General features: G+C 64.9%; 1 protein-coding gene (cut by both window edges). It reads left to right on the top strand.

All 17,168 nt of this window come from inside a single coding sequence — locus ACIBW7_RS16440, HpcH/HpaI aldolase/citrate lyase family protein (RefSeq protein ID WP_397047094.1), on the top strand. Of the gene's 126,159 coding nucleotides, 85,138 precede the window and 23,853 follow it; the stretch shown corresponds to coding positions 85,139-102,306 — codons 28,380 (partial) to 34,102 (complete); the first complete codon in view begins at nt 3. Both the start codon and the stop codon lie outside the window.

Raw genomic sequence — 17,168 nt, 5'->3', positions numbered from 1 at the left:
GTGAGTTCGTTCCCGGCGACGCGGCCGGTCTGGTGGCCTACACCCACGTCATCGAACTCGATGAGAACGGCGATCCGGTCCGCCCGCTCGAGACCACCTGGGAGGAGCAGGAAGCGGCTCCGGCCGCACCCTCCGACGGGCCGCGTCGGCCCCGCGTCGGAAACATCACCGGCAACAGGACCGATAGCGACGCAGGCCGTGACCCGGGCAAGGTATCGAAGCAGACTCCAGAAAGCAGTGAGCCGGCCGAAAACGGTGCCGCGCAGCCGGTTCCGGGCGGCACATTGGCGGCATTGCGGTCAAGTGCGTATGCCGGCAGGTCGGCCCAGGAAGTGGTCGATGCGGCCCTTCACGGTGATGCGGAGTCGGTGCGGGAGTTCTGGAATGCGGTCGATCGGTTGGATACCGAGGACCAGAAGCGGTTGATGACGCTGATCTACGGGCGGGAGCCGGGTCAGCCGCCAGTCACCCGTAAGGAGATCGTCCAGCAGCTGGTCCACGCGAAGAATATTCGGGCGCTGCGGGTGCACGCGCTTCACCATGTGGCGGCCATGCTCACCCGCGGTGAGGCCTACCAGGCGCCCATCGGCCCCGCGATGGCGGCTGTCAGGACCGCCTTGGCCGGTGACGCGGAGTCCGTGCGGAGGTTCTGGAGTGCAGTCGGCCGGTTGACCGCGGACAACGAACAACGGCTGTTGCGTTTGAAATTCGCGCCGGAGCCTGGGCAGTTCGATCTGAAGCCGGGACAGACCGAACCCACGCTGCGGGATATCGCGCCGCTGATGCCCGAGGTCAAGGATCTCCGGTCGTTGCTGACGCGCGCTGTCCGGCATGTGGCAGAAGACCTTGCCAAAGGTGAGTCGGCCGCCGATGTCGTCAATGCCGACCCGAAACGTTCCGGATTCGGCAGCCCCGCAGTAGATACGATCCGTGCGGCTCTGCGCGGCGGCGCGAAGTCGGTCGAGGCGTTCTGGAGCGCCGTCGACAAATTGAATTCCGAGAACCAGAAGCGGCTGTTGAAGCTGAGGTTCGCGCCGGAGCCGGGGCAGTTCGATCTGAAGCCGGGGCAGACGGAACCCACGCTGACGCAGATCGCCACGTTGATGCCGGAGGTCCGGGATATCCAATCGCTGCAGCAACGCGCTCTGCAGGGTGTTGTGGACAGGCTCATCGGCGGCGCCAAGGCGCCCGTCAGTCCGGATGGCCCGGCGATGCAGGTGGTCCGGGCTGCTCTGGAGGGTGATGCGGCGTCGATAGCGGAGTTCTGGAAGGCCGTGGGCCGGTTGAATTCCAAGAAGCAAAAGCGGTTGCTGAAGCTGAAGTTCGCCCCGGAGCCGGGGCAGTTCGTGCTGGAGCCGGGGCAGACCGAACCCACACTGCCCCAGATCGCGCCCCTGTTGCCCGAGATCGACGATTTGCCCTCCACATACAAGCGCGCCATTCGCTTGGTGGCGGAGGCACTCACCGGCGGCGAGCCGGTTGCGGCCTGGACCAGCCCGGCATTGGATGCGGTCACGGAGGCACTGGCTGGTGACGAGCAGTCGCGGCAGAGGGTGTGGAATGTCGTCGACCTGAAGCTGAGGTCCGAATACCAAAAGCAGTTCATGAGACTGAGGTTCGGGCCCGAGGAGCTGGAGCTGTGGCAGATCGCGCAGCGGTTGCCCAAGGGCATGGATATTCCTTCGTTGCAGAAGCGCGCTGTCGCGCGTGTGGTCTATCTGATGTCGCAGGAAGAGCCCGCGGCGGACGAAGCGTCCGCTGTCGATGCGGCCGAGACGGTCGATGACAGCGAGATAGTCGAAGCGGTCGAGGCAGTCGATCCCGACGAGCTGCCCGATTCCGACGAGCTGCCCGATTCCGACGAGACAGACGATGCCGACGCCGAGGCAGGCCCGGCTCGGCCTGTTTCGGCATCGCGGGCAGCGTTCGTCGCGTTCGAAAAGGCTTGGGAGGCAAACTGGAAGCGGGTGTGGCGGCTGGCCAGGCGCGAGCTGTCCGCGCGGCAGCTGGCGTGCATCGAAATGCGGTTCAAGTTCGGTTTGGCACCGCGAGAGGTCGCACAGGCCCTCGGTGTGCGCCCTGTGACATTCAGAATGCTGCAGTACCAAGCCATGCTGAAGCTGGGGCCGCTGTTGCCCGCGGAGCCGACAGTCGCAGACAGCACCGAGCACCGCCCGGTGGCGAGCCAGGATATTGCGACCGAGGCACCGGTCGTGCCGCAGCCCGACGGTGAGCGTTTCGGCCTGTGGCTGACCGATATTGGGCATGAGCCGGGCGAGACCGGCGTCGGCCCATTCAACTGTGGCCCGCTGGTGCAGTGGTTCGTTCGTGATGCCGCACCGCGTGATGTGGGTGCGCTGATGCGCCCGAAGGATGTGAACGACGAGGTCATCGCGCTAGCGGGTATCGGCAAGGTCGAGCTTGTCGAGGGTATGAATATTGGTTGGGGCAAAAAGCATTTCGGCACGGGCCGAGATGGTTTGGCCGCCATGGTCAAGCACGTCGGCGAGCACGGTGGCGTTCTGGTCGGCGGTATCGACCCGGCGGATGACGGACTCGGCCACGCCTTCGCAGTGGCCCGAGTCGATGAGGCTTTCGCCGAGAAGCTGAACGCCTTGCCCCCCGAGCTGCGTGGCAAAAACGATGTTGTGCCCGGTGAGGTCGTTGTCTTCGACAATGCTGCCGGCGGTTTGTTGCGTGGTGGCAGGGAGGGGCTGAAGCGCTGGGTGAACTCCGGCTGGATCGGCTCAGCGAAAATCCATGTGGCGGGCCTCGATGCCGAGGGTAAGGCCATCGATGAGTTCAGGAGCGCGAAGGTCCAGGCCGGACGCGGCCCGGCCGGGAATCTGGGTGCGGCCCAGGATGACACTCGCCGCGATCCGAAGGCCGCTGCCGACCTCGTAGGTGAAGTGTTCCGTCGTGCGGATGTTCCCGACGAGGTGGTCACCGACGTTACCCGGAGACTGTCCGTTGGTGGGCAGCCTGTTTCGGATCGATCGCGTGACGCGGCTTCGAGGGTGACGGTCGACCAGTGGCGTGCGCAATACGTCGATCGGCTGCGTGTGCAATACGAGGCGGCGGTGGCACAGCGGATGGCCGTGGTACGCAATCCGAGCGTTGCGGCACAGTTGATCGAGGAGGTGTTCCGCAGGGCGGGGGCTCGTATCGGCGAGCTCGGGCGGGGCGCGGATGCCGGCCGGTGGATCAACTCGCTTGCCGAGAACGTGCTGGATAATTTCGTGCGGCGGAAACAATTCCGGCGCGCCGTCGAGCGCGAGGCGACGGATGCGCAGCGGCAGGTGCTGGTCGAGGCAAGTGATCAGGACTTTTGGACGGCGATGGCGAAGCTACCCGACAAGAGCCGTCAATTGCTCACGTCACTGCTCATGCAAAGGCCCCGCGGGGCCACGGCTGAGGTGCTGGGATCCGGATCGGACGCGGTACGGAACCAGGTACGGGAGATCCTGAGCAAGCTGCTACTCGAACTCGCCGCAAGTCGGGAAGTGGATATGTGGCCCATGGGTGGGCCCGCACTCGCGCAACTGCTTGCGAATGGTGGTGTGGACCTGGCCCTGTCCGACGGGGACCTCGCGCCCGAGATCGGGGTGCTGCAATCTGCGCGTGTTGATCATCTCGATGAGTTCCGGCGACTGGTAGAGCAGTTGCCTCCCAAGCGCAGAGAGCAATTCATTCGCTGGTTCGATGGGCAAACAATCACGGAAATTGCCAACGCGAACAGGGGCCATAAGGCCGCCGTCATCAAGGCGCTGCACGCCGATATCGCTGCTCTGGCCCGGGAACTCCCTGTCTCAGCGGAGCAATCGAGTCGGACAGAGCTGGTCACGCAGCCGCTGCCCCATGCCGCAGCCGTGGATCTCGTTGCGGACGCTTTGACGGACAACGCCGATGCGCTGCTGCCCTATCGGAATGAGTTCACCCCACAGCAATGGCAATGTCTCGCACTGGAATTCATGCACGAGCCACCTGTCCCAGCCGAGGGATTGGCTGAGGCGCTCGACATGACCGCGAAGGCCGTCGACAGTTTGCGGCGCCGCGCCGTCGCGCGGGCCGCGGAACTACTCACCACGGAATTCGATCCGGCGCAGGTGCCCGGAAGCCCGAAGCTACCCGCCAGCGGTGGTCCCGATCTGGATTTGATCCGCAATACCTCGCCCGACAGGGTGTGGGTCGCAGTACGGACATTCCCGCCGCACCATCGGGAGTTCATCAGGCTGCGATTCCTGTCCGATCGTCCGCTCACCATTCCTGAAATCGCCCATGAGATGGGGATGGATTATTCAATAGCGAGCGCATTACAGGATCGGCTCGTCCCGAAGGTGGCTTCGGCACTCACCGATGGTGCGGTTTCCACCGTGGGTGGCCGGGCGTTGGAATTCGTCAAGCTGACCTGGCATGACGATCGGAAGGCGTTGCGGCGTGCGCTACGGCAACTGCCGGCCGATGAGCAGATGTGTATCCGTTCGCGGATCATCAGGGAGGAATCCCGTGCGCAGATGGTGGTCGCGCTGGCCGAATTGGAGCGCACCGAACAGGGTCTCGCTCAGCTGTACAAGTCGGCAATCCGCCACCTCGCCGAGGAGATCACCGGCTTCAAGCCACCTACCCCGGCCGAGGCAACCGAGCGGATCGAGGCGGCCCAGCGTTACGCCGCGACTGAGCTCGAGGAGTTCGTCCGCGATCTCGACCCGGAGCGGTTCACCGACGACGAGAAGCGTTACCTGGAACTGCGATTCGCCGATGGTTTGTCATCGGGAGAAGTCGCCGCCGCGCTCGGCAAGACCACGAACGCGGCTGCCCGGCTGCGGGCCCGTGCCGTTGTCAAACTGGCGGAAGTGCTTGTCGCCGAGCTGCTTCCCGGTGAGGATCGCGACAAGTACACGATCCTGGACACGGTACGGCCCGTCACGATAGCCGACGTGGCGAACCTCGCCGGGGTATCCACCAGTACCGCTCTGCTCGCCTATCACGGCAGCATCGACTCGCCCGCGGTCACGGCTGCCATCGACCGGCTCGGCTACCGGCCGTCGCGACGGGCCCGGGGCACGATGGGTGGCGGCAGGCCCATGGCGGAACGGGCCGGTACTCCCGACGTCTTCCGCGCAGTCGATTCGCATCTGTCACCGGACCACCGGGCATTCGTTTCCGGGCGCGGACTGCGCGGCGATGCCTCCGGTGCCGACGGTGTATTCGACGGGGTCGGCGGCACCGTCCCGGAACTCACCGCTTTCGCTTTGTCGCTGGATGTGATCGGTCATCGGACGTCGTCGGTCGATTCAGTGGGTGGGTGGGGTGCTTCGACGCTGCACGGTGAGCCGGGGCATGTGAATGATTGTGTGCCGGTGGCGTTTCGGGGGCTGGAGGCGCTGCACGGGCCCGGGTTGGTGGATTGGGCCGAGTTGGGTGAGGTCGGTTCGGCGGGTGTGTCGGGTGGCCGGATTGCGCGTGCGTTGGATCATCGGCCGCGGGGTTTCGACGGTCGTGCTGCGGTGGTTGGTGAGTTGGCTGGGCGTGGTGTGGGTGCGGCTGCAGTGTTGTTCGAGGTGTATGGCGACACCGGTATGGGGCATGCGGTGTTGCTGGTGCACAAGGGTGGTGGCCGGGTTGTGGTTCGTGAGGGTGAGGTGGAGACGGGTTTCGATGAGTGGGTCGATCGGCGTGATGAGTGGGGTGAGCGGCGTCCGGAACCGGCCGAGGTATGGGCGGTGGTTGTTGATGAGGGTGGGGAGGTTGTCGAGGAAGTCGGTGATCCGGGTTCGTTGTTGCCGTCGGATCGGGTTTTCGGGCGGAATCCCGATGGTGGGCAGCCTGTTTCGGGTCGATCGGATGATGCTGGGGCGGGTGGTTCACACAGCAATTCCACTGACGAAACCGAAAGCGAAGACCCGCCAGGGCCGCAGGACAGCGAAGCCTCGGGTGCGGTAACTATCGCCCGTGAGGACTGGGAGCTGGGCCAGGTGGACATCAGGAGTCTCCTGCCAGGGCATTGGCCGAATGCGCCCCGCTGGTCCTCGGCCGTTCGGTTGATCTCTGCGTTGCTGGACGATGCGTTTCGTCACAGCAGTAGCGCGCGAGTAACCATGTGGGTCAAATTCGCCGCGTTGCACTGCACCGTCAGGGCCGAGGGCCGCGCGCTGCCGACGCCGGATCTGCCGGGGCCACAAGATTCCTGGGTCCCGGACGTGAACCGGTCGGCGGCATCATGGGGCTTCGCGTTGCGCCGGACGCCGCCGGGTAGGGAAGTCAGCTTCGTCCTACTGCAGACCAAAGACGTGTACAGGTCCACGCCGTGGGTTGTTCCCCCCACCGACGCCTCCGGTGCGGACGTGCCGCTGGATCTGACGACGGGCGTGCGGATCAGCCGAGATCAGCGACAATTGATCGCCGAGGTCCGCCACGCCATCGCCCGGCTCGCGGGAGGCGGGCGAAGCCAGACCTTGTTCCCGGAGTTGGCGTTCAGGGCGTTGGTCGACAACGTGTTCCAGCACACCGATTCGGATGCGTGGGTGACCGCGACAATGTCCGATCGGGGCGTCGTGCGGGTCGAGGTCACCGACAGCAGCCATCGTCTGCCGATGCTGGACCCAGCGCGGACTCCAAGCCGGGGCATCGTCACGGTGGATGACACCGCCAATGAATGGGGTGTCGATCTGCATCGACGGGGCAAGACGGTGTGGTTCGAATACAACATCAACCGGGTTGCGGCCGATCCTGAATCCGACCGTTCGGCCGACGCCACGGCAGTTGTGCTGGACGATTCCCATGACTGGCTCGACGAGGCGGTTTTGCACAGCGGTACGGCTGTCGAGGTCGCTGCATGGTCGCGGCGGACCTGGCAGGTGGACCTGGTCGACTTCAGCGATCCTGAAGCGTCCCGGAATGTGGCTGGTGGCTTGAACCACATGCTTACCAGGCATCGACAGTTCGTCGTGCGGAATGGAGCCGTCATCACGGTCGGCAAAGTCGCCGGCGACAAAGGTATCGACATCGCGGCGGATCGCGACGATCACGGCCGGGTTTTCCTGGAGTCGATAACCGTCGACCCTCGGCTGCTCGGCACACCGGATGAGCCCGCTGGCCGACAACTCTATGCGGCGGTTGTCGGCGCGATCGGTGGCGTGCTCGTCGACGCTGGTGTCGCCGTGGTGAAGGGCCGTTTCGGATTCCGTTACGTCACTGGTGTCGCCGTGGTGCGGGAGCGTGGCTTCCAGTACCTCTTCGACCACTTCGTCAGGTCTCGGCCTGAGCGGGGAGTCGATGACGAGGCCGCGTTCGAGGAGTGGGTGCGCGGCCAGCTCGGCGAGTCTGTCATCAAGCCCCGAAGCCTGATGCGCCTCGGACGACTTGGCTTGTCGAAACGTTTCGATGTGCGACGGGCCGCTTGTGCGGCGGTAGCCGACGTGGAGGTCAACGGATGGGACAACGCCTCGGACGCGGCGCGAACGCTGTACCGGCTGCTGTTCGCGCAGCTGCGCATCGACCCGGAGTCACTGGATCTCCTCGATGTTGCCACGCCGGAGGTCGACCGGTACGCACGGAGCCGGTGGGGCAACGAATATGACACTGTGCCGGATATCGCGGCGGCGTTTGAGGCTGAGCGCGGCATATCAGTGATCGGGGCCGATATCTCGGGTATCGACCGGGGTAAATTCCGATCCTTCCTCAAGGGCCTCCAAGCCATGTGGGATGTTTTTCCTGAGATCGAAATCCGCGCGGTGGGTACTCGACGGATGGATATTTCGGTGAAGGCCACGCCGGATGAGAACGCCGTCGACAGTGTGAATGAGATATTCATCAACGACGCGTATCTTCGCGATGAATACCCGACAGATTATGTCAATGGATTCAGATACGGTGTCCACGACGCGTTCGACGAGGCCGGGTACCGCTTCGCATTGGTCATGGTAGCCGAAGCCGGTAGCGCGGTTTTGGATGATGTGTTCCCGGCGTTGCTCGCCCAATGGCACCATGGAAGAGCCAAAAGGCTCTATGGTTATGACAAGTACTTCGAGGAGTGGCTTCGGGGGCAGTTCAGCAATTCCAGCCGCCATGCTAGCTACCGCGACAATCATTACTCACCCCATCGAGATCTGCACCTGAACGAGAAAGCGGCTCTTGCAGAGTCGGTCGCCGCGGTCGTACTCAAGTCGGGAAAGCCGATCGATGGGCTGCCACCGAAGCCCACCGATGGGCAGCGAGTGCTCTTTGCGCTGCTGATGAAGCATTTGAACCGCGAATCCGCCGACGGAACCGAAACGCCGCACGGCGGCACAGACCCGCTGACCGATGCTCGGGTGAATCCGCTCGACGGCGGTCAGGTGGTGCGGGCCCTCGGGCAAGACGGAATCGGCGCTGCTGTGCCCGAGTACGACACCATGCTTCCCGCTTATTCCGCGACCGAGCCCCGGTCGGGCGCGGCGGTGTTCCGGCTTCAGGTTGTCCGCGACTGGGAATTTCCCGACGGTCGGCGTGGCACGGTGTTCCTCGGGCCGGACAGGGATCCTCACAGCACTGCCGACCAGTCCGGTGATCCGCTGATCCTCGGGTCGAGACCGCAGGACTACTACAGCGGCGAATTGTTGCACTACGACGCGTATGTCAACTACTTGGAGAACGGAAACGGACCGGGCATCGCGGGCGTCGGGACCGCATGGTTCGTCGAGGGCCGGCTCACCAAGCTCGAACCATTGGGCGGCGGGCTGTTCGCCAACGTGAGCGCCGACCCGAAGAACGCCGCAACCCTGTTGTTCGATCTGGCCGAGGCAGGAATCGATCTCGATACGGTCGACTTCGATCCCGAGGACTTCACCCCGCCGGGTTTGTTGTGGCGGAACGAGTTCGGCGCGTTGACGTTCGACGAGGTCCTCGCGGGCCGTGGCCGCGATATCGCACGGTTGCTCGTCGGCTACGCCGTCGGCTTCTCCGTGGACCTCGTCGGGATGGAGTCCTCCGGCGACGGCATCGAAGTGGTGTTGAAGCTCGACCCGGTTCGCGGCAAACCCGGCCGGGTCACCGTGGTGATGAAGCGGGTGGATGGCGTCGCGACGGTCGAGCTTCGCGACGTCGATCTCGGCGCGGAGCCGGATCGGGTCGCCGTGATAGTGCGTGATCTGCGGGAACGGCTGACTGCGTGGATGACAGCATCGGGCGCCGTGTGGTTCGAGGCCGGCGAAACATCGCCGGCCTCGAACCAGACGGCGTCGGAGCCCGCCGCGACCGTATTCACGACGGATGGATCGACGCGACGCGTGCGGCATGTTGTGCGCGCCCGGGACACCGAGGCCGATCCGCAGGCGAAGGCAGCGGCGGTGTCCTGGTTGGCACACCAGCTACCCGGCTGGTCCGAGGTGAAGATCGAGCACGCCGCGGGCATACTCGGCACCCTGCTGGACAACGCACTGGTGCATACCTCCGGCAATGTGCAAGTCGCGGTGGAGACGACCGGTGATCTGTTGCGGGTCACCGTCTTCGACGAGAAGACCATTTTTGATACCGAGGTCGATCTCCCTCCCGTGCCGGGCCGGGTCGAAGCGGCCGACGGGCCATGGATGCGGTCGGGTGTCGATCTGCTGCGGTACCACGAGGAGGGCTGGCAAAAACGGGTCTGGTTCGAGCTACATCGGTCTGATTGGGTCGAGTCGGATCGACCGGTCGGGGAGACGGTTGCGCCCCAGCGGGTTCCGATGGCCGATCCGGTCCCGTCGCCGAAGCCGATGAGCGCCGCGGCCCGGCAGGCGGTTCCCGTTGATGATGGTGTGGTTGGCCACGTTGAGCCGGAGGGTTCGACGGGCGCGCGGGAGGCGGGGCATGTTGCGAACCAGTGTGGGCGGCTGGTGTTGGAGTTACTGGATTGGGTTGACCCGGAACTGATTCCGAGTGCGGAGGAGCTCGGTCTGGGGGGCATGGTGGTGAAGGACATTGTGCGTATTGCGGGGGCGGATCCGACGCGTGTTCGGCGGTTCGAGGTTGATCCGGTTCGTCCGCATCGGGGTGTTGTGGATGCGTTGCTGGGTTTGCCCGAGTCGGTGCGTGAGGGTGCGTCGGTGTTGGTGTTCGACGGTTTCGACAAGGCCGATGAGCATGGTGTGGCCGGGCATGCGTTCCGGTTGGTGGTGCGCAACGGTGAAATTCATATCGAGGATCCGGGTAAGGGGCTGTTCGGCCGGTTCGAGGATGTGATGGGTGCGGGGGCGTTGGCGGATCTGAAGGGGGTGTGGGCGGTCGGGTTCGATCGTGCGGGCAATCCGTTGGATCTGCCTGGGACGCAGGCCGATGCTGCCGATCTCGAGTTCCGGGTGGGTTGGTCTCAAGATGTGATCGGCGATCAGGTGTTGGCGGTGGTGGCCGAGGCCGGGCCGGAGTGGCTGGCGCGGTTGCTACCGGCCGTTGAGGTTCGGCATGTGTCCACACTGACGCCGGGCGCGATCGGGAACTTCGAATCCGCCGAGCTGGCGCATCTCTTCCCGGTATCGGGAGTGGATCTCCTGACCCGGGGGAAGGTCCTGGTCCACGAGAACGAGCATGCCGCGGACTTCATCGACAGCCCTCGGGCGGACCCGCGCACCATGCCGCTCAACCAGTACATCCGCGCGGTATTGCGCCGCGAGGCAAGGGCTTTCGCTCGTGAGGCACTGTTCTCCATCGCATTGCGGACCCGCGGTTACGTCCTCGACAACATGCACGATCGCCACCGCGTCATCTACGCCGAGGCACACCGCGCGGCTGTCGAGGCGGCACTGAAAACTCATGCGGATCTCACCGAGTCGCAGCAGGCGTCCCTCGGCTACCGAGCCGGTGTTCGTGCTCTGGAGGTGTATCTCGCCTCACCCGAAAAGTTCGATGCCTATGTCGTGCGCCCGGACCGATTCGCCGAATTCGTCGCATCCCCGGACGAGTTCGAAGCGTCCATGGCGTCGAGTAAAAGGCTCTTCAAGCAGGGGGCCTACGTGCTGAGCGCCCGCCGCGATTGGATGGAGGCCCGGAAATCCGCCGGACAGGTGACCCTGCACTCACTGTCCTCGCAGGAGAGTGCAGCCGAAATCCGGCGGTCCGCGTTGGCGCGAACCATTGCCGAGCGGGATCTGGCCCTGATGGATCGCGTCCTCGAGCGGGAAATCGAGCGGCAGCGCTCCCTCTCATCCGGGCCGGGTTCACCTGCCGAAACCCGTCGCCGCGAACATGCCGCGCTACAGCGTCGCGACGTGGAGGCAGCGTGGTCGGCGGCGGCACGAGATGCGATTGCTCGCCAAGGCGAAGTCGATGCGCTGGTTGCGCGTGATGTATTGCACGCTTTGGTGGAGCGTGAGTCCGGGAGGTCGTTCACCGATCACGTTGCGGTGATCGATGGTGACCGGCCTCGCCTGGTGGTAGTGACCGGTACGGGCGATCATGCGCGGCTGCGGGATGCCGTCATCGACACCCATCCCGAATTGGCCGATCTGGACTTCGAGTACCTGTCCGCCGACAGCAACTCGAATGGAATGGTGACGGTGGACCGGATCGAGAATCCGGAACACCAGCCGGAACCACACCTGCCCGAGGTGCAGTGGCTGGATTCGGCCGAGCAAGCTTCTGCCACACGCATCAGTCGGGCGCGGCAGTTGTTGCGGTCGACCGAGATCGGTCGATGGGCCGATAAGTTGTTGATCGACAACGGTATTCATGTGCTCTTGGATGCATATTCCGATGATCGGTTGTATCCGGGACCCGGAATCCTGATGCTCGATGCCGGTGGCTCCGATGCCGAACTGGCCGCCGCCATGGTCGCGGGTGCTTTCCACGTCCAGCAGCAACAGGATCGCAGCCAGACCACGGTGCGGGAATTGATGACCTCCGACGACCCGGACGAGTGGGTGGCGCGCCGACTCGCGGAGGAAGCCGAGGCGCAGGCCGGCCACGCGGAAGCGCTGCGGCAATTGCGGGAGCGGTGGCGCGACAGTCCCGACAGTGAATCGCCGGATGTAGCGCCTCCCGATCTGCTGGAACTGACCTATACGGCGGCTTATCAGCAGGTTCTCGACGGAGTGGAGCCCGGTCGTTCATCGGCGGCCGACATCGGACTTGCTTGGCAGGCCGGCGTTGCAGCAGTGCGGCCATTGCTGGAACGCGTCGGACCTCGGGTGGCAGGCGGAACCTACGCCGAGATCTACGAACGGGTGTGGACCGACGCCAAGGGGATCGAACCGGATTCCGATGCCGAGACCGCCCCCGCCGCCGTTCGGCTCACAGATCTACGCGGCGTCGCTGCAGTACTCGGAAAGGCCTTGGGGCACAAGGAGGCCCAACTCTGGTCGGTGACACAGCCAGCGGAGCTGCCGCCGGTTCCGATCGATGATGGTGTGGGTGCTCATGCCGCACCGGAGGATTCGACCGGTGCGCGGGAGGCCGGCCACATCGGCAACCAGTGTGGGCGGCTGGTGTTGGAGTTACTGGATTGGGTTGACCCGGAACTGATTCCGAGTGCGGAGGAGCTCGGTCTGGGGGGCATGGTGGTGAAGGACATTGTGCGTATTGCGGGGGCGGATCCGACGCATGTTCGGCGGTTTGCGATTGATCCGGTTCGTCCGCATCGGGGTGTTGTGGACGCGTTGCTGGCGTTGCCCGAGGATCAGCGCGAGGGTGCGTCAGTGTTGGTGTTCGACGGTTTCGACGAGGCCGATGAGCACGGTGTGGCGGGGCATGCGTTCCGATTGGTGGTGCGCAACGGTGAAATTTACATCGAGGATCCGGGTAAGGGGGTGTTCGGTCGGTTCGAGGATGTGATGGGTGCGGGGTTGGTGGATTTGAAGGGGGTGTGGGCGGTCGGGTTCGATCGCCTCGGGAATTCGCTGGACCTGCCTGGGGCACACGCGAATGCTGCCGATCTCGAGTTCGCGGTCGGTTTGTCTCAGGACGTGATCGGCGATCAGGTGTTGGCGGTGGTGGCCGAGGCCGGGCCGCAGTGGCTGGCGCAGTTGTCGCGAATCGTCAAAGTTCAGCATGTGTCGAGATGGTCGGCGAATGGTCATGCTGCCTTTGTCCCAGGGGCGCTGACCAACACCATCGAGACGCTGGGTGTGGATCTCGTCGCCCAAACACTCGGTCTGATTCACGAGAATCGGCATGCGCTGGACTTCGAAGCCAGCCCCTGGGCGGACGCCGCCACGATGTTGCGTGGTGAGTACGTCCACGCGGTACTGCGCTATGAAGCCAGGGCATTTGCCGAAGAAGCGTTGGTGGCCATGGCATTACACTCCCGCGGCTATGAGGTGCCCGACGATGCGGAGGAGTTCACCGTCTTCGCCGAGGCATACGGGGCGGCTGTCGCCGATGCCCGGCAGGTTCGAACGGATTCAACCGTTTCCGAACTGGCCACTGCCGGGTATCGAGCCGGTGTTCGCGCCTTGGAAAAGTTCTTCGGCTCACCCGGCAAGGACGGCAAACCGAGAAACTATGTCCGGCAGGCCCGGCGGGAATGGCTCGGTGCCCGTGCCGAGGCTCGGAAACCGAATGTGTACACGCCGACCACACCGGAGAAGGCGACGGAAATCCGGCGGTCGGTGCTGGCGAGAACTGCTGCCGATCGGGATCTCGCCATGGTGGACCGCGCGCTCGAGCGGGAACTCGAACGTCAGCGCACAACTGCGCTCGACCCGCTGTCGAGGGCCGATAGTCGTCGCCGGGAACATGCCGCTCTGCTGCTTCGTGATTTGATCGCATGGCGGGCAGCCGCGGCTCAGGATGCGGCCGATCGTCGTGCCGAGGCGGATTCGGCGATCACGCGCGACGTACTGACCGCGATGCTCCATCGTGAGCCCGGCACGATGCTGACCGCTCACGTTGCGGTAATCGGCGGTAGCCGACCGCGTCTGGTCGTCGTGGCCGGCGACGGGGACCATGTTCGACTTCGTGCCGCCGCGATCGCAGGCCATCCGGACTTGCCGGGTCTGGAAGGCCTCGACTGTGAGTATCTGTCCGCCGCCGGCGACTGGAACGCAACGGTGCGAACGGGCCGTCTCGAGGATCCGGAAGCCCGACCCCGGCCCCGCCTCCCCGAAGTTTCCTGGCTGGATTTGGCCGAACAGGCGTCGGCACGTCGCAGGCGCCGGGCTCGGCACATGCTGCTCGATATCGAGAACGGTGCGTGGGCGGATACGTTGCTGCGAGACAACGGTATTCACGTGCAGTTGGAAGCGCATGCCGACGACCGGTTGTATCCGTCCCGAAAAGTTTTGGTGCTCGACGCCGGCAAATCCGATGCCGAACTTGCCGCCGCTATGTTCGCAGGCGCCATGGATGTCTGGCACGAGCTGAACGCCGACAGCAACCCTGCTCGCGATCTGGCGAACCCGGATCATGCGCAAGACCCGGATGGTGCGAAGTACCTGCGGGCCCGGCTCGCAGAGGAAGCAGAAACGCAGGCCACGCGTGCCGAGGCGATGCGGCAACTGCGGGAGGCGGGCTACGACACCGAGCCGCCCGATGCCATCGAATTGGTCTACACCGCGGCATACCGCCATGTTCTCGACGGAGTCGGGCACGGTCGAATCCCGGCAGAGGCTGAACTTCGACTCGCATGGCAGGCAGGTGTCGCCGCCGTGCGACCGTTGCTTCATCGTGTCGGGCCACGCCTGGACGGTGGCACCTACGCCGACTTCTACCAGCGGGCGTGGTCGCAGGCCCGCGGGACCGCATCGGTCGATGCCGCCGTGTTCGACCGGGTATTGGCCGAAGAATTCGAGGACGATCTGGACCTCGCCGTCGAGGCGGACACCGCCGTCGAGTCGCGGACCGAGCTGGAGGTGAAGGATCGGCTCACCGAACTGGACCGGGAGCGGCGCGCGGCCCTGCAGTACCGACAGCAAGCGCGTGCAGAACTGATCGAGTTCACCGATGAGGAATTGGCCGAACTGGGGCCGGTTTCCGGTGAGCTGGAATTGTTGCGGCGAGCGACAGATCCGCGGACCCGGGCGTTGGTTGCCTCGATCGATCGGTATCACCGCCGAGAGGCGCAGGTCGATCTACTGGACGCTGCAATCGACGCCTATGTGGAAGCCGATCGTCAGCGGGCAACCTGTGATCTGTTCGCCTTCGAGCTGTCATACGATCCGATGCAGGCGCGACCTGGCACCACATTGATGGTCGAGCTGATTCGGGAACGGAACAAGGTTCGGGCCGAACTGGCGGAATTCCTGGATATCAAACCGGGGCAGGTAACCGCGGACCAGGCATACAACCTGTTGGGCCAGGCACAGCGGCAACAGCAGTCCCCGTTGCCGCCGGATGATCCGAGGCGATTCCTGTTCGCAGACCGGACGGTCGCACTGTGTGAACGGTTCCTGGCGCTGGACCCGATCGTCCGGGCTGTCGAACGGTTACGTGATTGCGAAGCACATGCGCGACAGCTCGACGAGCGGGCACACCCCGCCGTGCAGGAGCCGAAGTCCTCGGCGACCCGGATCGCCGAACAGCTTGCCGAGGTACCGGATCTCGGCCCCGACCGCCGGGCCGCAGTCACCGCGGTGCTGGCAAAATCCTTGGCGCGCAATGGCGCGGAGCTCTGGCCGGTGGAGCGTCGCGGTGCCGGTCACCGTATCCAGGTGCGCGACGGTGCCGGCCGCAAACTGGTGGACGTCGAGATCGCCGATGGCGTGGTGGTGGTGCGAGCACACGTGCACCGCGAACAGCCCGCTCGGGTCTTGCTGGCGCAACAGCTGGTGCCCGAACTGATGACCGGCTGGACCCATCCAGGTCAGGTCACCCGTGCGTTTACCACCGTCCTCGGGCTGATGTCCGGCATCGGCCCGCGCCCCACGGTCAGCCTCGTCGGGGGCACCGGCGTAGTGACCATGGAGCTGTCGGGGCCGCCCGGCTCCCGGCAACTCGATGTCACCGCCGACACCGACCGCGGCAACCTGGCGTTGTATTTCGATGAGGGAGACGATGATTCGGGAGGAGGCTGGGGCAATCGAGGGCCGTTCCCCGGCCCCGATTCCGGTGGCCCTGTGTCGGCGTATTCCGGCATTGCACCGATCCGTTCGATGCCGCACGGTGATGTCGGTCATGTGAATGACTGTGTTCCGGTGGCGTTCGAGGCGTTGGATGAGCTGCACGGTCCCGGGTTGGTGAATTGGTCCGAGTTGGGTTCGGTGGGGCTGGAGGGTGTCTCCGGTGGTCGGATCGCTGCCGCGTTGGGGTATAGGCCGGCTGGGTTTGCCGGTCGGGCCGCAGTTGTTGGTGAGCTGGCCGGTCGTGGTGAGAAGGCCGCGGCGGTGCTGTTCGAGGTGTACGACGACACCGACATGGGACACGCGGTGTTTTTGGTGCACAAGGGTGGTGGTCGGGTTGTCGTGGTCCGCGCGGGTGGGGTGGAGACAGACTTCGAGGAGTGGGTCGAGGAGCAGCGGATCGAAGGCCGTCCGGAACCGATCGGGGTGTGGGCGGCGATCGTCGACGAGGACGGTCAGGTTGTCGAGGGGCGGGGCGAGCAGAAGTTGCCGCTGTTGCCGTCGGATAGGGACTTCGGGCGGAATCCTGATGATGCGCGCCCGTCGTCGGCCTCCCCCGGAGATTCCGATGCCGAACGCGACGGGGTCGGCAAAGAGTTCCACCATCGAGAAGACGGTCTGAAGTGGAACGCCGGTGCGAACGCCGGACCGGATACAGCCGGGGCCGCCGGTGGCGGTGCGCCGTCGCCGCGATCCGCCGAGGTACTGCGTCGGCTGCGCGACTCCCTGGTCCCGCCCACTCCGACCGAGGAGAATTGGCGTCGTGCTCCGCTGACGCTCGATTTCGGCAAGCAGACCGAGTTCCGGCTGCGCCTGCCCGGTTCGCGCGGAGACCGGACGTATCGCGCCACCGCGAATACTGTCGGCCGGGACGTCAAATTGGCTTTCGCGCACGGGTATTGCCACTGGTTCTCCTCCGCGCTGCACAACATGACCGGTTGGCCCATCGTGCTCCTCGGCGGGCCGTTGTCAGACGGCAGTTGGGGGCCCAAGCACAGTGCTGTGGCGATCCCGGACAGTGACGAGCTGCTCGATATCACGGGCCGCAACAGTCTGACCGTGCTCAAAGAGCGTTACGGCGCAGAAGATTTCCGCGTGGAGGCCGACGCGCAGTCGATGCTCGACGAGATGATTACCGACAGCGCCCGCCTGCGAGGCAATCGG

This window comes from Nocardia sp. NPDC049526 (assembly GCF_044465765.1).
Taxonomy (GTDB): Bacteria; Actinomycetota; Actinomycetes; order Mycobacteriales; family Mycobacteriaceae; genus Nocardia.
Note: the sequence above shows the minus strand (reverse complement) of the source record. Positions and strands in the feature narration are given on the sequence as shown.